This is a genomic window from Nocardia sp. NPDC047648, from assembly GCF_040642815.1.
Classification (GTDB): domain Bacteria; phylum Actinomycetota; class Actinomycetes; order Mycobacteriales; family Mycobacteriaceae; genus Nocardia; species Nocardia gamkensis.
In genome coordinates this window covers 1-21,182 of the sequence record NZ_JBEYSX010000031.1, presented here as the reverse complement: position 1 = coordinate 21,182, position 21,182 = coordinate 1, and the positions used below count along the sequence as shown (strand labels likewise).

The window sequence follows — 21,182 nt, the reverse complement described above, 5'->3', positions numbered from 1 at the left end:
CCTCCTGTCAGGCGACGCGTTCGGAGCAGGCGGCTGCCATGTGCGCGAGGGCGGCACGCATCGGTGTGGGAAAGTCCGCGGCGTCCAGCGCGCCGTGTGCGCTGTCGACCAGCTCGGCGATCATCGTCTCGATCCTCGCCGGGGCGCCGGATTCGGCGATCAGCGTTCGGGCGCGGGCGATCTCGGCGGCGCCGAGCCGGGGCCGATGCAGCAGGTCCGACAGTTCGGCCCGCGCCGCCGAGGTCGCCAGTTCGCGCGCGAGGACCACAACGCTGGTCGCCGTCCGTTCGGCGAGGTCGCTGTCGGCGGGTTTGCCGGTCACGGCCTGCGACCCGAAGATGCCCAGAACGTCGTCGCGCAACTGGAACGCCTCGCCGATCGCGGCGCCGTACCGGCCCAGGGCGTCCACGACGGTCGCGCCGCAGCCTGCCATCGCTGCGCCCATCTCCAACGGGCGCCGCACGGTGTAGTTGCCGGATTTGGCGCGCGCGATCGCCAGGACGGAGTCCAGCGCCGGTTCCAGGCGCGCGTCATTGAGCAGATCCGCGAACTGGCCGGTCGCCAGCTCCACCCGCATGCCGTCGTAGCGCGGCCATACCCGCGCGAGCGCGGACTCGGCGAGCCCGCTTTCCCGGAGCATCTGCTCGGCCCACACCAGGCACATATCCCCGAGCAGTGTCGCGGCGGATTCGCCGTACCGGACCGAGGAGCCGGGCGCACCGGTGCCGCGGTGCGCCGCGGCGAACCGGACGTGCGCGGACGGGGCGCCGCGACGCGACGCGGACTGGTCCATGACGTCGTCCTGTAACAGCGCGAACGCGTGCAGCAGTTCCAGACCGGCCGCCGCGCGCAGGGCTGCCGGGTCATCCGGCGCCCCGCACAGCCAGCCGAGGTACATGAACGTCGACCGCACGCACTTGCCGCCCAGGGCGTATTGGCGCAGAACGTCCTGCGCACCCAGGCGCGTGAGCGCGGCAGGGCACGCCCGCACGAGAAAAGCACTGATCTCGTCGAGTACCTCCCGGCGCACCGCGTCCCGCCACAGCGAGAAAGAGGGCGCGGCACCGAGCACCGGAAACCCCGTGACCGAATCGGTCGCAGCCTCGGACGACACGACGCTCATTCCCGATCCCCTTCGTACGCCTACTTCTACTTCAGCGATGTTACTCATAATGATGCACTATCGACGCGAGAAGCAGCCCTGCAAGGTCTGAAAGTCGCCCGCGAAGCCGAAACCGCCGCTACATGTCGGGGTCGAGACTCCGGTGACCGAGACCGTCGCGCCGGGGCCCGCGATTCCGATCGACAAACCCGGGCGCACGCCGGTCGTGGTGACCGTCGCGCCGGGGCCGAGTGCGATCGCGGCGGGGCCGGACAGCTGCGCCGAGTTCGAGGTGGCGACGCCGCCGTTCTGCGCTATCGCAAGGGAGAGGCTGGTCGGCGCGGCATCCGCGGTGGCCTTTCCGTCGAAGCCGTACGCGGCCGCGGCGCCGCCCGCGCCACTGGTCGCCGAGCACGAGGCGTCACTGTCGGAGTTCTGGGTCGCCGCGAGGCCCGGAGCGGGGCACCCCGCCGGGGCGGCGGTGGCGACGGGTGCGGCGAACAGCAGGCCCAGTGACGCCGCGCCCGCACCGGCCGTCAACCCGATCGAGCGCGTGAGGGTGAGTCGGTTCATGACGTTCTCCTTCGGGGCATTGGCTTACAGGGCTTCACACTACGCTTCTAATGATGCAAAATCGATGCATCAATCGATTGTTCCGAAAGGAGCGCCAGGACGTGCTGATGCGGAGGCCGCCGGATAGCCGCTCGGCCCGCGGCGTCATGGGCGCGCGGCCGGACAGCTCCCTCGGCCCTGCGAACTGGGACCAGCCCACGCGGTGCGGCGATGGTTGACGAGCAATCCGCTCGCTACACGGTGGGCGCGGTGGCGGCCAGGCTCGGCATTCCGATCGCCACACTGCGCAGCTGGAACCAGCGCTACGCGATCGGCCCGCCGCGACACCGGCCCGGCGCACACCGTCGCTATTCCGAATCCGATATCGCGGCCTTGCGGCGCATGATCGAACTCGTCGGAGCCGGCGTCACACCGGCCAGTGCGGCACGACAAGCACGCGCCGAAGCTCCGGAAGGACCTGCGGGTCGCAGCGCCCTCTTGGCGGCGGCCGAACAGCTCGAGCCCGATCTCGCGCTCACCGAGGTCGTGGCCGGTTTGGCACACGACGGTGTCGTCGCGACCTGGAACCGGCTGTGCCGTCCGGCATTGGCGACGATCGTCACCGGGCAGGCCGGCGGCGAGGGCCTGATCGACGTGGAGCATCTGCTGTCCTGGGCGGTGATCGCCGGCCTGCACCGCATGTTCCCGCCGGTGCGCCGCCCGCGCTCCCAACCGCCGATTCTGCTCTCCTGCACCGCAGGCGAGTATCACGTGCTGCCCTTGGAGGTGTTGCGGGCCGCGCTGGCCGAGCGGGGTGTCGTGGCGTTGTTGCTGGGCGCGGCGGTGCCTGATTCGGCCCTGACCGACGCCCTGTCGCACCACGACCGCCCGTGCGTGCTCACGCTCTGGTCACAGGTGTCCGCGACCGCCACACCGGAAACGATCTGTGCCGTGCGCCGGACCGCGGCGCGGGTGCTGGTCGCCGGACCGGGCTGGTCCGCGGTCCGGCTGCCGTCCGAGGTGTCCTACGTCCGCACGCTGGAGGACGCCCTCGCGACGCTGTGCGAACTCGGGCGCGCCGCCGGGTGAATGCGTTCGCCACCGGCCCCGGCGCGTCTCGAACCGTTCACGTCGCAGTGCAGACGCCGCATCGGAGCTGGCCTGCGTCATCCGCTCCCGGGAAGCGGTCGCGTGCGTCATCGCCGGGGTCCGCCGCGGGGACGACCGAGACCGCGCACCGGATTTGGGTTACCGGCAGCAACCGCCTTCATCGAACACGGCCTTTCGGCGGTTCACTGCGGTGGGCGCAGAAGGTATTCCCCGGCGAGCTGGACGGCTTCGCGTTTGCTGTACCCGGGGTGGTCGGCGACGATGAAGTGGCGGCCGATCGCGAGGGCGAACGTCAGGGTGCTTCGCGCTTCGATCTCGTCGGGGTCGGTGACGAAAGCTCCGAACATCGTGCGCAGGAAGTCCATTCGCTCGTTGTCGATGCGCCGCAGGCGCGCCGCTACCGACTCGTCGTGGCGCGCCCAAGCCCGCACCGCGATATCGATGCGGTGCAGATCCTCCGCGAAGGTCAGTTGTCCCGCGCGGCGGATCCGCTCGGCGGCATCGCCGCCCTCTGCCTCGGTCTGGGCGATGACCGCTGTCGTGCACCGGCGCTCCCACTCGTCGAGCATCGCCGTGAGCAACGCGGGACGGCCGTCGAAGTACCCGTAGAACCCGCCTTTCGTGACGCCGAGCTCAGCGGCGAGCGTCTCGACGCGGACGGCCTCGGGGCCTCCGCGGGCAAGGGCCTCGAGGCCCGCCTCGACCCAGCGGGCTCGTGCGGTGCGGGGCACGGCGGGAATCTGGCCACCTCCATTGATCGCGCTGATTCTATACGTTACCGTACAAATCATCTATACGGCACCGTACAAAAGGTGCCGCGCAGCAGCCATCGGAAGGTCACGATGAACACCAGGAAACGGTTGCTCCGCTGGGCCGCCGCGATCATGCTCGTACTGGGTACCGGGCACATGTTCTTGCTGTCGCTCACCGCTTGGGCGGACATCACCGGCTGGGTCGATCGGGGGATATGGGCGGCCGTCCCGCTCACGCTCGCGGACGCAGATGCGGTACAGACGACGGAGTCGCTACAGAACAAGGTCACGTTCTGGGCCGGTCGGGGCTGCTTCGCCGTCCCGCTGATCCTGTTGGGTCTGCTGATCTGGCATCTCGCCGGGCGCGCGGTGCCCGTGCCCGCCGGGATCGGCTGGGGCCTCGCGGCATGGTGTGCGCTGGGCGGCGTCCTTCTGGTGCCGTCCCCGTTCTTCGTCGGGATGATCGCCGGGGTGCTCGTCATCGTGGCGGCGCGCAAGAATGATCGACCGACGACTGTGTCGGCGGCGAGTACGGAGATGCGAAGCTGACCTGTGCGTGTCGCCCCGCGGCCTGACGCGCACGCCGACGGACCTGCCTGCGCACTGCGATAGGGCTGATCATCCCAGTCGACGACCAGCCCCTTCCCGGCTACCTGGAAGGCACGATCGGGGTGGCTCCGGCCGGTCCCGGCGCAGGAGGTACCAGCGCGCCGGCCGGTGGATTCGTACTCGGTGCCGACCGGCCAGGTGGCGGCGCCAGTATTTGCAGTGGGAGTGCTGGTGCCTGCGCCGCGGGCCCGCGGCTGCCGGGGGCGGGCTTGTCGTCGCCGCACGAGGGAGCGCTGTGCGCTTCGCCGCAGGTGGCTCCCGGACCGGCCGGAACGATCGGCTCGGCGGAGGCGCCGGCCGCGGCGATGATCAACGAGACCGACACGCCGACCGGCGCCATCCAACGGCGCATGGGGATCACAGCCATATCGGGTCACCGTAGACGGCGACCGAATTGTCGGCTGTGGCCGTGGAAATCGACACGATCGCGAACGAGCGCAGGCTCACCGCGCCCGCGCACGCATCGATCTTGATCTGGATCTGGTCGACCGAGATCGAACCATGCGCTCCCGCGAGCGGTTTGGTGCCGAGCGTGATGCTGTTGATGGTGCCGGGCTTGATCGTGGTCGACATGTTCGGCAGGGCCAGCGCGCTGCCGCCGACCGCGAGACCGGGGGAGGGGGCCACGGTCACCATGGCGTTCGGGCCGATGGCCGCGGACAGGCCGACGGTGAGGCCGTTGGACACGTCGGCCTGGCAGCCGATCTGATATCCCAGCTGCAACGCCCCGGAGTTCACCGCTTCCCGGCCGTCGCCGCCGATATCGGCGGCCGCCGACAAGGTGACGAACCCTTCCCTGCTGAACGGCGTCGCGGCGAGATTGGGTACGCGCTGCACGTCTTCGGCGGTTTTGCTGATCCGCAACTCCCAGCCGTCCTCGGTCTCGACGACGCGAGATTTGTCTGCCATTTGATCAGCGGTCGCGGGTGCGGCAGTCATGCCGAGCGCCGCGGTCGCGGCGATGCCGAGCATCGCTATCGTCGAGCCGTTCAATGAAATCCTTAGTGCTGGTAACAGTTCGACGTGATAGTACTGACCCGTCCCGGGCCGTGGCGCGCCAAACACCCGGTACTGGGTAGCGGGGGATTCGCTGAAGTGGATCGCCGCTCAGCGGTGGATATATCCCCTGGTGAGCGGGGCGTCGTCCAGGCGAGGGGCGATCGATTCACCGCCGAGCGCCTGCCGCAGAATCGCCTGTTCGTCCTGGATCACGTGCATGACGGCGTTGATCAAGGCGAGGTGGGTGAACGCCTGCGGGTAATTGCCCCAGTGGCGGCCGGTCCGTGGGTCGATCTCCTCGGCGTACAAACCCAGCGGGCTCGCGTAGCCGAGGAGTTTCTCGCACAGTTGTCTGGCTCGTTGCTTCTCGCCGATCTCCGACAGCGCCGAGACCAGCCAGAACGAGCAGATCGTGAAAGCGCCCTCCTCGCCCGCGCATCCGTCGTCGGTCTCACCGACGCGGTATCGCAGGACCAGGCCGTCTTCGGTCAGTTCGTCGGCGATGGCCAGCACGGTGTTGCGTACCCGTTCGTCATCGGGCGGCAGGAAACGAACCAGCGGGATGAGCAGGGTCGACGCGTCCAGCGCCGTGCTGCCGTAGTACTGGGTGAACACGCGGCGGGAGTCGACGGCATGCGCGCAGATATCGGCATGGATCTCGTCGGCGGCCTTCTGCCAGCGCTGCGCCCGGTCCGAATCCTGGTGGATGCGGGCCAGCCGGGCGCCGCGATCGGCGGCGACCCAGCACATGACCTTGCTGGAGGTGAAGTGCTGGGGTTGCCCGCGAACCTCCCAGATGCCATGGTCGGGCTCGCGCCAGTAGGTGAGGGCGCTCTTGACCGCACGGCCGAGCAACGGCCAGGCCCGGGCGTCGATCTGATCTTGGTGACGGGCGTAGAGGTAGACCGCGTCCAGCGCCGCGCCCCACACGTCGTGCTGGCGTTGCCGGTACGCCTCGTTGCCGATACGCACCGGCGTGGCGTTGTCGTAGCCACGCAGGTGGGGCAGCGTCTGTTCGGTGAGATCGGTTTCGCCGCCGATGCCGTAGACGATCTGCATGTCCTGGGCTTCCTCGGTCAAGTCGAGGATGTAGGAGAAGAAATCGTTCGCCTCCCAGCTGAAGCCCAGTGTGTACAGGCCCCACAGGGCGAAGGCGGAGTCGCGGATCCAGGAATAGCGATAGTCCCAGTTGCGCTCTCCACCAGGGGTTTCGGGCAGTGAGGTGGTGGCCGCGGCAGCGACGGCGCCGGTCGGGGCGAAGGTCAATCCCTTGAGGGTGAGTGCGCTGCGGGTGAGTTCCGCGGTCCACGGGTGATCCGGGAACCGCCCGCCCGCAAGCCAGTGCCGCCAATGGTGGATCGTCCGCAGCAGCCGCTCTTCGGCCTCCTCGGCATCGCCGGGGGCGTCGCGACTTCCCCAGGCCAGGGCGCAGAACCGGGTGTCGCCCGTCTTCAGTAGTGTGCGGGCGACCGCGTGCGTGCCTTCCAATCCCAAGCGCATGTCGGTGCTCAACGTCAGTTGCAGATCGGTGCCTTCGGCGCTGGCCTGGGCGAGGTGATAACTGCCGAGATAGTCCCATCGGGCGCGGTACCTGCCGTAGTCGAAGGCCGGTTGACAGTCGAGCCCGAACTGGATCTGGCCGGTCTCGCAGTGCACCGTGCGCAGCAGGATGTGCTCGGCGTCGTAATCGGTGGGGGTGCGCCGATGCGCACTCCGGCCCGGTGTCTGGTGCCGCCATGGCCCCACCAGCAGCACGTCGCGCACTGTCGCCCACCCGTCGCCGCTGCGCCAGCTCGTCTCCATGACCATCGTGCCCGGGATGTAGCGACGGTCGGTGGGCACCACGAAATCGGCGGGAGCGAAGCGGAACGAGCCCGCGGATCGATCGAGAATCGCCGCGAACACGCTCGGAGAGTCCATGCGGGGCAGACACATCCACTCGATGGCTCCACTGGGGGAGATCAGAGCGGTGACCTCGCAATCGGAGATGAACCCGTAGTCGTCGATGCGCGGGAACGCCGTGAGCCGCGGTGTGCGTTCGATCTCGTCCATGCGTTTCTCCATCGTCGTCTCGGCGATGACCGTCCGGCCGGAGTCATGTGACGCTCACACCAGCCCACCACCTCGCGGGTCGGCTCGGCAAGCCCCCGGCAATTAACGAGGGTCTTCGGCCGGGGGCGCACCCGGGCTGACCAGCCGACGGGCGGCCAGGACCGTGGCGGCGCGGCGTTCGGTGCGATTGTGATGGTCGGTGCGGGTGGCGTGCATGGCCGCTGTACGGGCCAGATCGGTCAGCATGACGATCAGGGTGATGGGCTGGAATTCCGCCGTGATCAGCCCTTGGTCTTGCCCGCGCCGGATCTCGGTGAGCTTTCCCGCGATGATCCGGCGGATGGCGTCTTCGGCAGCGGGGATGTGGGTCTGCTCGATCTCGGCCCACGCCTGCAGGCGGGCGTTGTCGGGGTGGGTGACGTAGTGGTCGAAGAGCCGGCCGACGTAAGCGGGCAGGTCCGCGGCGTCGAGGGCGGTTTCCTCGGTGGTCTGGGTGACCCATTCCTCGGTCACCGCGGCGTACAACTCGTCTTTGCCCGCGAAGTACGCGTAGAGCCGGTCCTTGCTCGCCTTGGCCGCCTCGGCGATGCGATTGACGCGCGCGCCTGCGATGCCGTACTGGGCGAACTCCGCTTTGGCCGCGACGAGAATCCGCTCCCGGGTGGCCTGACCTGCTGCGCGCATGGGCGAATCCTATCTTGCCGAACCTTTTGGTTCGGATATAGAGTTTCCGAACCAAAAGGTTCTGGAAACCGCACCTGGGAACGAGGATGGTTATGGGCTCAACAGGGACCGACTGGCGAGATCTCGCCGCGCGGGAGACCGGGGTGACCGCGGCCGAGTTGGATGCGCTGTGGGCCGAGCTGCCCGTCGCGCGCGCCGAGGACATCCTGGGCGAATGGAAGGGGGCGGCGTTTCCTACCGAACATCCGCTGCGCAAAGCGCTCTCGGTCAGTCGCTGGTACGGCAAGACGTTCCACAGCGTGCTGGACGCGAAGCCGTTGATCTGCCGCGCCGAGGACGGGTCGCTGTTCTCCAACATCGAACTCGGCGGCGGCGGGGAGGCGACGCTGTGGAATATCGAGTTCCGCGGCGAGGTGACCGCCACCATGGTCTACGACAGCCGCCCGGTCTTCGACCACTTCAAATGGCTCGACGAGAACACGCTGATGGGCATCATGAACGGCAGGCCCGATGTGGTGCTGGCCCACGGCGAGTACTTCTACTTCCTGCTCGAGCGGGTCTGAGCGATGGTGACCATCACCGCGGTGCTCTCGCGCGACCCGGCCGCGCCGTTCACCGTCGAAGCCGTCGAGATCGATGATCCGCGCGACGACGAGATCCTGGTCCGGGTCCAGGCCACCGGGATCTGCCACACCGACCTGGTCACCCGGGCGGCGGGCGCGGCCGACCGTCCGGTGCTGCTCGGGCACGAAGGCGCCGGAGTGGTGGAGGCCGTCGGCGCGACGGTGACCGGTGTGCGGCCGGGTGACCGCGTCGTGTTGACGTTCCGGCACTGCGGAACGTGCCGGAACTGCCGGGCCGGACGGCCGGCGTATTGCGTGCGGGCGGCGAAGCTCAACCAGTTCGGCGTCCGGGCGGACCGCTCTTCCCGGGTCACCATCGCGGGAACCGTGGTGCTGGACGGGTTCTTCGGTCAATCGAGCTTCGCCGCGTACGCGTTGACCACCGCAGACAACACGGTGGTCGTCGACACGCAGGTCGATCCGGCGATCCTGGCTCCCCTGGGCTGCGGGTTCCTGACCGGCGCCGGAGCGGTGCTCAATGTACTGCGACCGGACCGGGACGCCCGCGTCGCGGTCTACGGAGCGGGTGCGGTCGGGATGGCGGGTGTGCTGGCGGCCGTGGCGAGCGAGGTCGCCGAACTGGTCGTGGTGGAGCCCTCGCCCTTCCGTCGGGCGCTGGCGCTGGAACTCGGCGCCACCGCGGCCCTGGATCCGGCGGCCGACGACATCGTGCCCGCGATGCGAAAGCTGACCGACGGCGGGGCGACCCACGCACTCGACACCACGGGATCGTCGCGTGTGCTCGCCACGGCGGCCGCCGGGGCCGCGCTCGGCGCCACCGTGGTCGCGGTCGGCCTGGGTACCGGCGTCCCGGAGATCGACTTGCGGGATATCGTGCTGGGCGGCAAAGGGATCCGCGGTTGCCTCGAAGGCGACGCGGTGCCCGCGACCTTCATTCCGCACCTGCTGGACCTGCACGCCGCCGGACGCTTCCCCATCGACCGTCTCGTCACGACGTACCCGCATACCGACATCAATGCCGCGCTCGCGCAGCAGCGCGACGGCAAGGTCGTCAAGCCCGTTCTGACCTGGTGACCGGACCGACGCGCCGTGACCTCGCTGGTTGGGGCGAGGCAAAAGGGGGATAACCCGCGAAAGGGCCGGATGCGAGCACGGGCATGCGGCCGGGCGACCGCAGGAAGGGGCCGGGATGGTGTCGAGCACGCTCGCCGCGCTGTACCAGGCGTCCGCGCCGGAGCCGCCCGGTCTGCTGCCCGCGCGCCAGCAGATGGCCTTCTCGCTGGGCTGGCATATCGTGCTGGCCTGTTTCGGGGTGGCGTTTCCCGCCATGATCTACGTCGTGCATCGCCGGGGAATCGTCCGCGCCGACTCCGTCGCCCTGGGGTTGGCCAAACGGTGGGCGACGGTGTCGGCGATCCTGTTCGCCATCGGCGCGGTCTCCGGAACAGTCCTCAGCTTCGAGATGGGCTTGTTGTGGCCGGGGCTGATGGGCCGCTACGGCGACGTGCTCGGTTTGCCGTTCGCCTTCGAAGGGCTCTCGTTCTTCATCGAAGCGATCTTCCTGGGCATCTACCTCTACGGATGGGGCCGCATGCCGCCGCGCAGGCACCTCGCGATGCTCATCCCGATGGGCGTCGCGGGGGTGGTCGGCACATTTTGCGTGGTCAGCGTGAACGCGTGGATGAACAATCCGACCGGCTTCCGGCTCGTCGACGGCGAGGTGACCGACGTCGATCCGTGGCGCGCGATGTTCAACGACGGCGTCTACCTGCAGTTCGCGCACATGTGGGTCGGGGCCTTCATGGTGGTCGGATTCCTCGTGTCGGGTGTCTACGCGGCAGGCCTGCTGCGAGGACGCCGCGACCGGCACCATCGGCTGGGGTTCACGGTCCCGTTCGTCTTCGCGACCGTCGCCGCGGTCGCGCAACCACTCATCGGGCACGTCCTGGGGATGCGGGTGCACGACACGCAACCGGCGAAGCTGGCCGCGTTCGAACTGGCGGCCACCACCGAGGGCCCCGCCCCGCTGCGATTGGGCGGCGTGCTCGTCGACGGTGAGGTCGAGGGAGCGCTCGAGATCCCTCGGCTGGGTTCGATCATCGCTCGCAACTCGCTGACCGCACCCGTCCCCGGCCTGGACTCGGTCCCCATCGAGGATCGGCCACCGGTCAACATCACCCACCTCGCCTTCCAGACCATGGTCGCCATCGGCACCCTGCTCGCGCTCATGGTGATCGTGTTCTGGTTGCTGCGCTGGCGACGCCGCGACCTGCTGGCCCAGCGCTGGTTCCTGCGTGCGGCGGTGGCCGCGGGGCCGCTGGCGATTCTCGCGCTCGAATGCGGCTGGATCGCCACCGAAGTGGGCCGCCAGCCGTGGACGGTGTGGCACGTGCTGCGTACCACCGACGCCGCCAGCATGAGCAGCGATCTGTGGTGGAGCTACGTCAGCGTATTGCTGGTGTATATCGGGATGACGGTGGGCGCGATTGTCGTCCTGCGCTCCATGGCCCGCCGCTGGCGCACCGGCGCCGCGACCATCACCGCTCCGTACGGGCCGGGAGCATCGCCGGTCGACCAGGCGCAGCGCGCTCGCAGCGTCGGAAAGTCCTGACCGATGGATCTCTCGGACGTGGTCGCGACGGCGATGTTCATCGGGGTGGTGCTCTACGCACTGTTCGGTGGCGCGGACTTCGGCTCCGGATTCTGGGACCTGACCGCGGGCGGCCCCCGGCGCGGCAGCCGCCTGCGGGTGCTCATCGACCACAGCATCGGACCGGTGTGGGAGGCCAACCACGTCTGGCTGATCTACATCCTGGTGTTCCTCTGGACCGCCTACCCTGCGGCGTTCGCGGCCATCATGACCACCTTGTTCATCCCGATGAGCCTGGCGCTGCTCGGAATCGTGCTGCGCGGGGCGAACTTCGCTTTCCGCAAGTACTCCGCGACCCTGGGCCAGGCGCGCCTGTTCGGCGCCTTGTTCGCCGGTGCGTCACTGATCACGCCGTTCTTCTTCGGCACCGCCGTCGGTGCGATCGCCTCCGGCCGGGTGCCCGCCGAGGGTTACGGCGACCCGGTGCGTTCGTGGCTGAATCCGACCTCGATCCTCGGCGGCACCCTGGCCGTCGGAACATCCGCCTTCCTGGCCGGAGTCTTCCTGACCGCCGACGCCGCACGTTCGGGTGATGGCGCCCTCGCCGGCTATCTGCGTTCCCGCACGCTGATCGTCGGCGGGGTGACCGGAGCGGTCGCGATCGCGGCGATCCTCCCGATCCGCCACGACGCACCGACCCTCGGTGCCGGGCTGCTCGGACGCGCCCTGCCGCTGATCGCGCTCTCGGCCGCCGCGGGCGTGGCCACCCTGGTGCTGCTGTACCGGCGTCGCTTCGGGTGGGCGCGGGTGCCCGCGGCGGCCGCGGTCGCCGCGATCGTCATCGGATGGGCGGTCGCGCAGACGCCGTGGATCCTCGTCGACCAGATGCTCATCGCGGATGCCGCGGGCGCCAGGGCCACCCTGCTCGCACTGCTCGCCGTCGTCGCCCTCGCCGCCGTCACGGTGCTCCCCGCGTTGGCCTACTTGTTCTGGCTCACCCAGACCGACGCGTGGGTACGCGAGCAGCCCGGGTCCCCGGAAGAGGCGTAGGACACCGCCGACCTCCGCGCACCTCGCGACGGATCCGCGAAGTGGTACCGAAAGAACGGTTTGTTTGTGGTCGCGGGTGGTATCCGCTGCACGTATCGGTTCGACAGCGCGGTCGTGCCGGTACGCGATCGGGGCATCCCCGCAGCTCGACGACCGGCCGGTTCGAGGTTTGTCACGAATACTTCGCGCCGCACGAGACGAGATGCCCTCTTCCAGAGGATGAACGGCGCGAAGGATTGCATCGTGATCGAGGACATGAACCTGCCCATCACCGACGACGACGACCGAGACCGGATCATCTGGCCCGAGTCCAGCGCTTCGAACGCGTGGTGGGCGGATGTCATGGGCCACCGATTCCCCCGAACCCAGACCACGAAGTCGAGTTGACCTCGCCCGGCCCCGTTCCGATCGCAGCTGCGCCGTTCAGCCGCGACCCGGGCGGCGCCGCGTTGCGGGGCCGGTGTGCGCCGCGCCGGCGGTAGCCCTGGTCGTCGGGCCGTCGTCGCGGCGTGGACGACCGTTGGTGCCGCAGGCGGTCACATGAACCGCCCACCGGTCACCTCGAGCACGGTCCCGGTCATATACGACGACAGATCCGAAGCCAGAAACAGTGCGACGGAGGCGATCTCGCTCACCTCGCCCGCCCGCCCGAGCGGAATCTCGGCCATCTTCCGATCCCACACCTTCTGCGGCATCGCCTCGGTCATCGCGGTGCGGATCAAGCCGGGCTGGATCGCGTTGACGCGCACGCCCAGGTGCGCGAGTTCCTTGGCGGCGGCCTTGGACAGGCCGACGATGCCCGCCTTGGCGGCGGAGTAGTTGGTCTGGCCCGCCAGCCCGATCTTGCCCGACAGCGACGACATGTTGACGATGGCTCCGCTGCCACGCTCGCGCATGATCGCGCCGGCCAGCCGGGTGCCGTTCCAGGTGCCTTTGAGGTGCACCGAGATCACTTGATCGAACTGGTCCTCGGACATCGTGCGCATGGTGGCGTCGCGGGTGATCCCGGCATTGTTGACCATCACATCGACCGGGGAGAACGACTCCGCGGCCGCGTCGAGCAGGGCCTGCACCTGCTCTGCGACGGTGACATCGCAACGTACGCCGCGCGCGACGGTCGCGCCGCCGAGACGTTCGGCCGCCTGCGCGGCGGCGGTCTCGTCGATGTCACCGACGACGACCCGGGCGCCTTCGGCGACGAATCGCTCGGCGATCGCGTAACCGATTCCCTGTGCGGCGCCGGTGATCACGGCGGTCTTGTCTTGTAGCAGTGGGCCGGTCATGAATGTTCCTCACGGTGGTCGCTCTCGGGGACATCGCCGATGTGCGCCGGACGCGCTGGGCGCGTCCGATTATCGGCTTGTCGACCATGATCGACGACCGCCGCGGCGTCGGCGGGGTCGGTCGCCGACACGATGCACCGTGCCCAGGTCAGCGCTGCCTAGGCCGGGGGCGCAGGGCGGTGACGGGGGAGAGACGGCGCGGGTGGATGTCGCGGCGCCGGCGCGACGACCACCCGTGCGTATTCGAGGCAATGGTGTGGCCACCGGGGGAGCGGGATGCGTATTACATGCCGGAGTTTTCGGGTTCCGGTGAACGGTGCAGGTTGCGCAGTTCGTCGATGATCTCGATCGCCGTCAGGGCAGAGGTCGCGGCGCCGTTGCGGATCCGGGCGGCCAGGCCTGCCGGGCAGCCGGGGCCCGGCCTGGATGTGGTCGCGCATGCCGTGCAGCCGTCGACGGCACCGGCGAGATGGGCTTCGACATTGCGCGCGTCGAGCGCGGCGATCAAATCGAGCCCGCTCAAGAAGTGGATCGGCATGTCGATGAGTTCCTCTTGCTGAATGTCCGATCGGGGCGTGCCAGTCGCACGTGTTCTGTTCCGGCCGTCTTCATGCCGCACAGCCCGACTCGACCGAGGCGGGACGGGCTGCAGCGGTGTCCGGCGGGTGAATCCATTGCACGGCCGACGGCTTTGTCGGCCTGCCGACGACGTTGTCGGGGCGGATGTCCGGTGACTGCGTTGTCGTTCGGACGAGGAGCTGCACGCGTATATATAGGCTCCGCATCGGTAATGTAACAGATGGATATACCTATTGGGAACCCTCCAGCAAACTATGCCTCGGCGGCGTAAAGGCACGGCTAGGGGAGGCGGTGCGTGGGCGTGACGGTGCGGATCCGAAGCAGGATGTCGAACCAGTCGCCCACTCCGGCGCCGGCGATGTGATGGTCCGCGTCGCGGTCGGGGCGATAGGTGCCGATGATCAGGCGCACTCGGGTTGGTTGGTGCAGCCATCGCCCGACCGGCCCGGGCGGCGCTGTGCGCAGGTCCAAGAGATAACCGGCGTGGTCGGGATGATCCAGCGCGCTGTCGGCGAACTCGGCCGACGGAGCCGGAACCGTCAGATCCGCACGCAACTCGCCGGTGTGAAACGCGATCGCCAGGGACAGATAGCCGGCGCCGAAGCGCTCGCGCAACAGGAATCCGGTGGTCGGGAACTCCTGGGACATCGCCGCGATCGTCAGCCGCGGGGCGACCGCGGTGTTCGAGATCCCCTCCCAGTACGCGATCCGCTGTCCGGTGCGCTCGTGCCAGGCGGCGATTCGGTCGGCGGCGTCCGCGGCCTCGGCGGCGAAGTCGCGGCGCCCGGACGCGGTGCTGAAGTGGTGGTATCGCACGATGAGCCGCGCCGCGTCGAGCGCCGCGGGTCCGTCGGCGGCCCCCGGTAGCGATTCGACCAGCGCCAACGCGTCCCGGGCGTGGTCGACGAACGGTCGGCCCGGATGGGTGCCCCCGGCTCGCTGGAGATGCTCACCCACTCGGTGCGCGGAGATTATCGGGTCGTAGTGCGCACGCAGGTCGTCGAGCCGGTCCGGTGCCACGGCGGCGACGAAGTCGCAGACCTGCGCGTAGTGCGCAGGTCTGGCCGCTTCGGGCGTCAATCCGAACAGCCGCACCGGATCGTCCGGATGCGCGCGGTTGAACTCGCGTAACCACTGCAGTACGGCGAGGGTCTCGGTATTCCGCCAGGGAACCCACGCGTCACCGAGTAGTTCCCGGGGATCGCCCTGGCCGGTGCGGGTGTAATCGTCGAGAGCCGCGACCACCGTCTCGTCGTCCAGCAGAGCCAGCGCCCGGAAGCCCTTCCGCTCCACCAGCGTCCGCAGGACTCGGTGCGCGGTGACGGATACTTCGTGCCCGGCCCGGGTGGTCATGCCGATGCCGGCGACGACAGCGTCTCCCATCGAGTCGGCGAGCGCGGGCAGGGCTCCGGGCGGCCTGTCGTCATGCGGCACGTCGAACGGTCGGACCGCGTTACGAAGCCACTCGGCGACCTCGACTGCCTCGGATTTCCGCTGCGTCATCATGCACTCCCGAGGGTTGAACAGCTGCCTGTGCCGCCCGGGGTAACCCGAAGCGGAAAGCGTCTTTGACATCAAAGATATTTACGTTTGATGACAAATTAAATTGGCGCGCTGTCGATGTCAATCCCGCCGGAGTGCGCGGTGGAGCCGATCGCGCACCCGCGCCACTCGGGATGATGTTTGCCGAGCGGGCGCTGACTCGGCGACTACGGCGGTGCGGCTCGACATTCCGGCTGGATGGTGCGCCGCCATGGCTTTCGTAGTCGAAGCGCAATCGCTCGCTCGGATCGCGTCCGCGGCTTCCTGCCGCCGGAGGTGCCGCCCGGTTGCCGAGCGGGCGGCGCGAGGCGTGGGCACCGGTCGACGGGCGGAAACGCGAAGAGCACTGTCCGTCCGGAGAAAGTCGTTCAGGAGGTGGGCGTGCCCAACAGCCGGGCCCGCCGGGTGAGGGTGAGTCCGATTCCGTCGGCGGCCGCGCGGACCGCTGCCGCGTGGTTCTCCGGATGGAACCGGTGGGACGGCCCCGCCACACTGATCGCGGCCACGACCTGGTCGGCCTCGCGGACCGGGGCGGCGACGCACACCAGGCCGGGAGCCGATTCCTCGAATTCGAAGGCCACGCCGTCGGCCGCGATCCGATCGAGCTGGTTGCGCAGCGTGCCGGGCAGGATCATCGTCCGCGGGGTGTGGCGCCGAAGCGGTCCTGCCAGTACCTGGTCGCGCAGTGCCGCGTCGGCGTTGGCCAGCAGGACCTTGCCGATCGCCGTGCAATGCGCCGGCATGCGGCCTCCGATCCGGGACGGGGCGCTGGCCTGACGACGCCCGCCGATCTTGGTCAAATACACGACATCCGTGCCGTCCAGAACGCCCAGATGCACGGTCTCGTGCATACGCGCGTTCAACTCCTCCAGGAACGGAATCGCCACCTCGAGCAGGCTCCGCTCCACCGACGCGCGCATCCCGAGTTCGAACAGATGCCCGCCGAGCCGGTACCCGGCCTCGGTCCGGTCCAGCAACCGCACCGTCACCATGTCCGCCAGCACCCGGTGCAAGGTGCCCTTCGGCATCCGGGTCCGCCGCGCGAGTTCGGCCAGGCTCAACGCGGTGTCATCGATCGAGAACGCCTCGAGCACCGCCATGGTCTTGCCCAGAACGGTCGAGCCGTCTACCGCACGACCGGCAGCCGCAGATGACACCGTCGACCTCCAACCCTTCGGGCCCGATCCACTCTACTCGGACGGCGTTCGGCTCAGCGGAACGCATCGCTGGCGGGCCGCTCCCGCCTGCGGCGACAGTGGGATCACCGTTCCATCCTTCCTCACGAATTCCGGGATCCCGATGCCAACACCTCCAGGCCTTGACCGACCTTCGGCGGACACCGCCACGATTGCCGCCGCCGACCTGCTCGGCGCGGCGGCCCGCTCCGGCACGCCGTGCGCGCCGGTGCGCGATCTGATCGGTTCCGACGATGTGGCCGCGGCGTACGCGGTGCAGGAACTGCTGACCGCCGAGCGCGTCGCGGCGGGTGCGGAGATCGTCGGGCGCAAGATCGGCTTGACCTCACCGGCGGTGCAGCGCCAGCTCGGCGTCGATCAACCGGATTTCGGAGTGTTGTTCGACGATATGTACTACCCGCAGGACACACCGGTGCCGCTGAGCCGGTTGCTGCAACCGAAGGTCGAAGCCGAGGTCGCGTTCGTGCTCGCCGCGGACCTGGTCGACGGCCCGCTCGATGACGAGCAGATTCGCGATGCGGTCGGCTACGCCGTGGCCGCGCTCGAGATCGTCGACAGCCGCGTCGCGGGCTGGGACATCACGTTCGGCGACACCGTCGCCGACAACGCCTCCAGCGGCCTGTTCGTCCTCGGCGCCGAACATCGCACGCTCGATTCCTTCGACCCGGTCTCGGCGCAGATGCGCATGTCGATCGACGGTGTCGAAGTGTCGACGGGAACCGGCGCCGCCTGCCTCGGCGATCCGCTGCACGCCCTGGCCTGGCTGGCCCGGACCACTCGGGAGTTCGGCCGTCCGCTGCGCGCCGGGCAGATCGTTCTCTCCGGAGCACTCGGACCGATGGCCCCGATCCAGGGCCCCGCCACCGTCACCACCGACATCACCGGACTCGGCTCGGTGACCGCGACCTTCATCCAGGAGTGAGACCATGAACGACACCCCCGCCAAGCTGAAAGTCGCGGTGATCGGGTCGGGCAATATCGGCACCGATCTGATGATCAAAGTGATCCGGCACTCGACGGTGCTGGAGATGGGCGCGATGGTCGGCATCGACCCCGAATCCGACGGCCTCGCCCGCGCGCGCAGGTTCGGTGTCCCGACCACCTCCGATGGCGTCCAAGGCCTGCTGGAGCTGCCGAACTTCGACGAGATCGACGTGGTCTTCGACGCGACCTCCGCCAAGGCCCACGCCGCGCACGCCGCGGTGCTCGAACCGCTCGGCAAACGCCTCATCGACCTGACCCCGGCGGCCCTCGGCCCGTTCGTCATACCGGCGGTCAACCTGGACGAACATCGGCACGCCACCAACGTCAACATGGTCACCTGCGGCGGGCAGGCCACCATCCCGATCGTCGCCGCCGTCTCCCGCGTGACGCCGGTCGCCTACGCCGAGATCGTCGCGTCCATCGCGTCGAAATCGGCGGGCCCGGGTACCCGCGCCAATATCGACGAGTTCACCGAGACCACCGCGCACGCGATCGAAGCGGTCGGCGGTGCCCAGCGCGGCAAGGCGATCATCATCCTCAATCCGGCGGACCCGCCGCTGATCATGCGCGATACGGTGCTGTGCCTGATCACCGCGCCCGACTCCGCCACGCACGAGGCGATTCGCGAGTCGGTGGAGCAGATGGTCGCCCATGTGGCCACCTATGTGCCCGGTTACCGCCTCAAGCAGAAAGTTCAAATCACCGCCGTCCCGCAGGATCAACCGGTGCACACCCTGCTCGGCCCGGACGCGGCGGCCGCGCCCACCCATCAGGTGACGGTCTTCCTCGAAGTCGAAGGAGCCGCCCACTACCTCCCGGCCTACGCGGGCAACCTCGACATCATGACCTCGGCGGCCGTGCGCTACGCCGAATCCATCGCCGACACGATCGCCGCCGCACCGGCAGGACAGGAAGCGCTCCGATGACCACCCAGCTGTTCATCCAAGACGTCACCCTTCGCGACGGCATGCACGCGGTGCGCCATCGCATCACTCCCGACGATGTCGGGCGGATCGTCGCCGCGCTCGACGCGGCGGGGGTCGACGGCATCGAAGTCGCCCACGGCGACGGCCTCGCCGGAGGCAGCTTGAATTACGGGCCGGGGAGCAACACCGACTGGGAATGGATCGAAGCAGCTGCCGCCAACCTCACGCACGCCCGGCTGACCACGCTGTTGTTGCCCGGTATCGGCACCATCGAAGAACTGAAGCACGCCTACCGGCTGGGCGTCCGGTCGGTGCGCGTGGCCACCCATTGCACCGAAGCCGATGTGTCCGCCCAGCACATCGCCACCGCACGGGAACTCGGCATGGACGTGTCCGGATTCCTGATGATGTCGCACATGGCCGAACCGGCTCGCCTGGCCGAACAAGCGAAATTGATGGAATCGTATGGGGCGCACTGTGTCTACGTCACCGATTCCGGCGGCCGGTTGACCATGAACGGCGTCCGCGACCGGGTTCGCGCCTACCGTCAGGCGCTCGATCCGGGCACCGAGATCGGTATCCACGCGCACGAGAACCTCTCGTTGTCGGTGGCCAATTCCGTGGTGGCGGTCGAAGAAGGCGTCACCCGGGTCGACGCCTCGCTCGCCGGCCACGGCGCGGGAGCGGGCAACTGCCCGATCGAACCTTTCGTCGCCGTCGCCGATCTGCACGGCTGGAAGCACAACTGCGATCTGTTCGCTCTGCAGGACGCCGCCGACGACTTGGTGCGGCCGCTACAGGATCGCCCGGTGCGCGTGGACCGCGAAACCCTCACGCTCGGCTACGCCGGGGTCTACTCGTCCTTCCTGCGGCATGCCGAAACCGCGTCGCGGCGCTACGGCATCGACGTGCGCACCATCCTGCTCGAGGTGGGACGCCGCGGGCTGGTCGGCGGGCAAGAGGACCTCATCGTCGACATCGCGCTCGACTTGTCGGCCGGCGCAGGCGGGTAGTCGCCCGCGCATATCGCCGGGGAGGTGGAGGAGCCTCTCCGGCGCTTCCTTTGCGCGCGTGCGAGACTCGCTTCGATGCTCACCTATTTTCAAGCGACTGTCATCGGTGCGGTGCAGGGGGTCACCGAACTCTTCCCGATTTCCAGCCTGGGGCACTCCGTGCTGGTCGCGGCATGGCTCGGCGGCGATTGGGAGAAGCTGACCGGCGAAGGCGAGTCCGGCACAGGCACACCGTATCTGGCGTTCGTGGTGGCGCTGCACGTGGCGACCGCGGTCGCGCTGCTCGGCTACTACTGGCGGGACTGGTGTGCCATCGTCGCGGGTTTCCTCACCACGCTGCGAACGGGGCGCCTCGACACCATCCCGCAGCGGCTGGCGTGGCTGATCGTCATCGCCACCGTTCCCGTCGGCGTGCTCGGCTTTCTGCTGGAACATCGCTTGCACGCCCTGTTCGGGGCGCCGATCTACGCCGCCGTCTTCTTGGCGCTCAACGGTGTCGTGCTGATCATCGGTGAGGGACTGCGCCGACGGAACGAACCGTCCCTGGCCGAATACGGTCGGCGGTTCGCCTTGCGGCAGGCCCACAGTGGCACACTCACCGCGGAGGCGGAACCTCGCCGCCAATCCGACCGGCCCTTGGCCGCCCTCGGGCCGAGGGACGCCCTCGGTATCGGCTTCGTCCAAGTCGGCGCGCTGCTGACCGGTTTCAGCCGGGCGGGCCTGACCATGGTGGGCGGTCTGTGGCGTGGTCTCGCGCACGAGCACGCGGCCAAATTCGCCTTCCTGCTTGCCACTCCGGCGATCCTGGGCGCGGGACTGCTCGAGCTACCGGAGCTGGTCGGCCCGAAGACCGACGGCATCCGTGGGCCGGTGCTGGTCGGCGCCCTCGTGTCCGGGGTGTCGTCGTGGCTGGCAGTGCGGTTCCTGGAGCGGTACTTCCAGACCCGCACGCTGCTGCCGTTCGCCGTGTACTGCCTCGCCGCCGGGGCCGTCTCGGTCGTCCACTTCGGCTGAGGTCTGCCTCCGCCGGGCGGTCGAGTGACCGAGGTGCGATCAACTGGCCTCCCATTCGTCGGCCTGCGCTTCACCATCGGTGTCCAGGATGACCGTCGCGCCGACGGTCCCGCCTGCGATCAGTTCGATCAGTGCGGCGGAGGATCCCGGTTCGCCGCTGGGCAGGATCTGGGATTCGTAGGTGAGTTCGGCGTGGTTGCGCAATTGTGCGGCGGCCGTGGCCAAGTCGTCGTAGCTGAGGGTCCGATCGCCGAGGAAGGCGGTGTCGCTCCCGCGCAGTGTGCGGGTGCGGTGCGTGTAGGTGACCGGCCGGGGCGATTCGGCGGCGATCTCCGCGACCACGGTCGGGTCGTCGAGGGCGAGCCAGTCGACCGTGTCGCTGAACCGGCTGTCGCCGACCGTGAGGCCGATCTTGATCTCGAACTCGTCGGGCAGCTGTGCGTCGAGTGCGTCGACCGGGACCACGGCGGCGCCGGTTTTGAGTACCGCCCAGGTGGCGATGACCGCTTCGATGCCGCGATCCAGTCGCACCGCCACGCCCGCGCCGGGGCCGCAGCCGCG

The 21,182-nt window shown here is 68.9% G+C and carries 22 protein-coding genes; 11 read left to right on the top strand and 11 right to left on the bottom strand.

All coding sequences use genetic code 11. The annotated features are described in order from the left end of the window. Positions 1-7: 7 nt before the first annotated feature. Both ABZ803_RS34860 and ABZ803_RS34855 read right to left on the bottom strand, forming a co-directional pair. The gene (locus tag ABZ803_RS34860; protein ID WP_357046080.1) at positions 8-1,123 is read right to left on the bottom strand and encodes a polyprenyl synthetase family protein; all 1,116 of its coding nucleotides are present in this window, start codon (positions 1,121-1,123) and stop codon (positions 8-10) included. Positions 1,124-1,180: 57 nt separating this feature from the next. Beyond that, the gene (locus tag ABZ803_RS34855; protein WP_357046078.1) at positions 1,181-1,675 is read right to left on the bottom strand and encodes a DUF6764 family protein; all 495 of its coding nucleotides are present in this window, start codon (positions 1,673-1,675) and stop codon (positions 1,181-1,183) included. Positions 1,676-1,885: 210 nt separating this feature from the next. On the opposite strand from ABZ803_RS34855, the gene ABZ803_RS34850 reads away from it, so the two are divergent. After that, on the top strand, positions 1,886-2,743 hold the full coding sequence (locus tag ABZ803_RS34850) for a MerR family transcriptional regulator (protein WP_357046076.1): 858 nt from the start codon (positions 1,886-1,888) through the stop codon (positions 2,741-2,743). Positions 2,744-2,946: 203 nt separating this feature from the next. On the opposite strand, the gene ABZ803_RS34845 is transcribed toward ABZ803_RS34850, so the two are convergent. Next, a complete protein-coding gene (locus ABZ803_RS34845; RefSeq protein WP_357046074.1) occupies positions 2,947-3,555 on the bottom strand; it encodes a TetR/AcrR family transcriptional regulator in 609 nt (202 codons plus the stop codon). Between the two features lie 51 nt (positions 3,556-3,606). Between ABZ803_RS34845 and ABZ803_RS34840 the strand changes: the two genes are divergently transcribed. Further along, positions 3,607-4,065, top strand: a complete 459-nt coding sequence (locus ABZ803_RS34840) for a DUF6463 family protein (protein WP_357046072.1) — start codon at positions 3,607-3,609, stop codon at positions 4,063-4,065. A gap of 417 nt (positions 4,066-4,482) precedes the next feature. Here the strand turns inward: ABZ803_RS34840 and ABZ803_RS34835 are convergent, their stop codons facing one another. The 3 genes from ABZ803_RS34835 to ABZ803_RS34825 form a co-directional block, all read right to left on the bottom strand. Beyond that, positions 4,483-5,190, bottom strand: coding sequence for an MspA family porin (locus ABZ803_RS34835; RefSeq protein ID WP_357046070.1), 708 nt, complete (start codon positions 5,188-5,190; stop codon positions 4,483-4,485). A gap of 42 nt (positions 5,191-5,232) precedes the next feature. Continuing rightward, positions 5,233-7,176, bottom strand: coding sequence for a glycoside hydrolase family 15 protein (locus ABZ803_RS34830; protein WP_357046068.1), 1,944 nt, complete (start codon positions 7,174-7,176; stop codon positions 5,233-5,235). 102 nt (positions 7,177-7,278) lie between these two features. Then, positions 7,279-7,860, bottom strand: a complete 582-nt coding sequence (locus ABZ803_RS34825; RefSeq protein WP_357046066.1) for a TetR family transcriptional regulator — start codon at positions 7,858-7,860, stop codon at positions 7,279-7,281. A gap of 92 nt (positions 7,861-7,952) precedes the next feature. Here ABZ803_RS34825 and ABZ803_RS34820 point away from each other — a divergent pair, with 92 nt between their 5' ends. The 5 genes from ABZ803_RS34820 (at position 7,953) to ABZ803_RS34800 (ending at position 12,471) form a co-directional block, all read left to right on the top strand. Then, positions 7,953-8,423: a DUF4334 domain-containing protein gene (locus tag ABZ803_RS34820; RefSeq protein ID WP_357046064.1), complete on the top strand. Its 471-nt coding sequence runs from the start codon at positions 7,953-7,955 to the stop codon at positions 8,421-8,423. Between the two features lie 6 nt (positions 8,424-8,429). Beyond that, on the top strand, positions 8,430-9,518 hold the full coding sequence (locus ABZ803_RS34815; RefSeq protein ID WP_357046099.1) for an NAD(P)-dependent alcohol dehydrogenase: 1,089 nt from the start codon (positions 8,430-8,432) through the stop codon (positions 9,516-9,518). 115 nt (positions 9,519-9,633) lie between these two features. After that, a complete protein-coding gene (locus ABZ803_RS34810; protein ID WP_357046062.1) occupies positions 9,634-11,055 on the top strand; it encodes a cytochrome ubiquinol oxidase subunit I in 1,422 nt (473 codons plus the stop codon). A gap of 3 nt (positions 11,056-11,058) precedes the next feature. Then, a complete protein-coding gene (locus tag ABZ803_RS34805) occupies positions 11,059-12,084 on the top strand; it encodes a cytochrome d ubiquinol oxidase subunit II (RefSeq protein WP_357046061.1) in 1,026 nt (341 codons plus the stop codon). Positions 12,085-12,327: 243 nt separating this feature from the next. Continuing rightward, a complete protein-coding gene (locus tag ABZ803_RS34800; RefSeq protein ID WP_357046059.1) occupies positions 12,328-12,471 on the top strand; it encodes a hypothetical protein in 144 nt (47 codons plus the stop codon). A gap of 149 nt (positions 12,472-12,620) precedes the next feature. On the opposite strand, the gene fabG is transcribed toward ABZ803_RS34800, so the two are convergent. From fabG to ABZ803_RS34780, 4 genes are all read right to left on the bottom strand, one after another. Continuing rightward, positions 12,621-13,367, bottom strand: a complete 747-nt coding sequence (gene fabG, locus ABZ803_RS34795) for a 3-oxoacyl-ACP reductase FabG (protein ID WP_357046057.1) — start codon at positions 13,365-13,367, stop codon at positions 12,621-12,623. Positions 13,368-13,650: 283 nt separating this feature from the next. Continuing rightward, the gene (locus ABZ803_RS34790) at positions 13,651-13,905 is read right to left on the bottom strand and encodes a hypothetical protein (protein ID WP_357046055.1); all 255 of its coding nucleotides are present in this window, start codon (positions 13,903-13,905) and stop codon (positions 13,651-13,653) included. Between the two features lie 320 nt (positions 13,906-14,225). Beyond that, the gene (locus ABZ803_RS34785; protein ID WP_357046053.1) at positions 14,226-15,449 is read right to left on the bottom strand and encodes an erythromycin esterase family protein; all 1,224 of its coding nucleotides are present in this window, start codon (positions 15,447-15,449) and stop codon (positions 14,226-14,228) included. Between the two features lie 407 nt (positions 15,450-15,856). Beyond that, positions 15,857-16,588, bottom strand: a complete 732-nt coding sequence (locus ABZ803_RS34780) for an IclR family transcriptional regulator (RefSeq protein WP_357046097.1) — start codon at positions 16,586-16,588, stop codon at positions 15,857-15,859. Between the two features lie 199 nt (positions 16,589-16,787). Between ABZ803_RS34780 and ABZ803_RS34775 the strand changes: the two genes are divergently transcribed. The 4 genes from ABZ803_RS34775 (at position 16,788) to ABZ803_RS34760 (ending at position 20,621) form a co-directional block, all read left to right on the top strand. After that, on the top strand, positions 16,788-17,606 hold the full coding sequence (locus ABZ803_RS34775) for a fumarylacetoacetate hydrolase family protein (protein ID WP_357046051.1): 819 nt from the start codon (positions 16,788-16,790) through the stop codon (positions 17,604-17,606). A 4-nt stretch (positions 17,607-17,610) separates the two neighbouring features. Further along, positions 17,611-18,594 carry an acetaldehyde dehydrogenase (acetylating) gene (locus ABZ803_RS34770; protein WP_357046049.1) on the top strand — a complete coding sequence of 328 codons (984 nt, stop codon included), beginning with the start codon at positions 17,611-17,613 and terminating at the stop codon, positions 18,592-18,594. Then, a complete protein-coding gene (gene dmpG / locus ABZ803_RS34765; protein WP_357046047.1) occupies positions 18,591-19,607 on the top strand; it encodes a 4-hydroxy-2-oxovalerate aldolase in 1,017 nt (338 codons plus the stop codon). The genes ABZ803_RS34770 and dmpG overlap by 4 nt, the downstream gene beginning before the upstream one ends. 75 nt (positions 19,608-19,682) lie before the next feature. Beyond that, positions 19,683-20,621 (top strand): undecaprenyl-diphosphate phosphatase, encoded by a 939-nt coding sequence (locus tag ABZ803_RS34760; protein ID WP_357046045.1) that lies wholly within the window; start codon positions 19,683-19,685, stop codon positions 20,619-20,621. A gap of 39 nt (positions 20,622-20,660) precedes the next feature. On the opposite strand, the gene ABZ803_RS34755 is transcribed toward ABZ803_RS34760, so the two are convergent. Then, positions 20,661-21,182: hypothetical protein (locus tag ABZ803_RS34755; protein ID WP_357046043.1), on the bottom strand; the 522-nt coding region annotated here is incomplete at its 5' end.

What these genes read in the sequence shown, in the direction of transcription:
- ABZ803_RS34860 (WP_357046080.1), bottom strand. Translation starts at nt 1,123, where the DNA reads ATGAGCGTCGTGTCGTCCGAGGCTGCGACCGATTCGGTCACGGGGTTT.
- ABZ803_RS34855 (WP_357046078.1), bottom strand. Translation starts at nt 1,675, where the DNA reads ATGAACCGACTCACCCTCACGCGCTCGATCGGGTTGACGGCCGGTGCG.
- ABZ803_RS34850 (WP_357046076.1), top strand. Translation starts at nt 1,886, where the DNA reads ATGGTTGACGAGCAATCCGCTCGCTACACGGTGGGCGCGGTGGCGGCC.
- ABZ803_RS34845 (WP_357046074.1), bottom strand. Translation starts at nt 3,555, where the DNA reads ATGATTTGTACGGTAACGTATAGAATCAGCGCGATCAATGGAGGTGGC.
- ABZ803_RS34840 (WP_357046072.1), top strand. Translation starts at nt 3,607, where the DNA reads ATGAACACCAGGAAACGGTTGCTCCGCTGGGCCGCCGCGATCATGCTC.
- ABZ803_RS34830 (WP_357046068.1), bottom strand. Translation starts at nt 7,176, where the DNA reads ATGGACGAGATCGAACGCACACCGCGGCTCACGGCGTTCCCGCGCATC.
- ABZ803_RS34825 (WP_357046066.1), bottom strand. Translation starts at nt 7,860, where the DNA reads ATGCGCGCAGCAGGTCAGGCCACCCGGGAGCGGATTCTCGTCGCGGCC.
- ABZ803_RS34820 (WP_357046064.1), top strand. Translation starts at nt 7,953, where the DNA reads ATGGGCTCAACAGGGACCGACTGGCGAGATCTCGCCGCGCGGGAGACC.
- ABZ803_RS34810 (WP_357046062.1), top strand. Translation starts at nt 9,634, where the DNA reads ATGGTGTCGAGCACGCTCGCCGCGCTGTACCAGGCGTCCGCGCCGGAG.
- ABZ803_RS34805 (WP_357046061.1), top strand. Translation starts at nt 11,059, where the DNA reads ATGGATCTCTCGGACGTGGTCGCGACGGCGATGTTCATCGGGGTGGTG.
- fabG (WP_357046057.1), bottom strand. Translation starts at nt 13,367, where the DNA reads ATGACCGGCCCACTGCTACAAGACAAGACCGCCGTGATCACCGGCGCC.
- ABZ803_RS34790 (WP_357046055.1), bottom strand. Translation starts at nt 13,905, where the DNA reads ATGCCGATCCACTTCTTGAGCGGGCTCGATTTGATCGCCGCGCTCGAC.
- ABZ803_RS34785 (WP_357046053.1), bottom strand. Translation starts at nt 15,449, where the DNA reads ATGACGCAGCGGAAATCCGAGGCAGTCGAGGTCGCCGAGTGGCTTCGT.
- ABZ803_RS34780 (WP_357046097.1), bottom strand. Translation starts at nt 16,588, where the DNA reads ATGGCGGTGCTCGAGGCGTTCTCGATCGATGACACCGCGTTGAGCCTG.
- ABZ803_RS34775 (WP_357046051.1), top strand. Translation starts at nt 16,788, where the DNA reads ATGCCAACACCTCCAGGCCTTGACCGACCTTCGGCGGACACCGCCACG.
- ABZ803_RS34770 (WP_357046049.1), top strand. Translation starts at nt 17,611, where the DNA reads ATGAACGACACCCCCGCCAAGCTGAAAGTCGCGGTGATCGGGTCGGGC.
- dmpG (WP_357046047.1), top strand. Translation starts at nt 18,591, where the DNA reads ATGACCACCCAGCTGTTCATCCAAGACGTCACCCTTCGCGACGGCATG.
- ABZ803_RS34760 (WP_357046045.1), top strand. Translation starts at nt 19,683, where the DNA reads ATGCTCACCTATTTTCAAGCGACTGTCATCGGTGCGGTGCAGGGGGTC.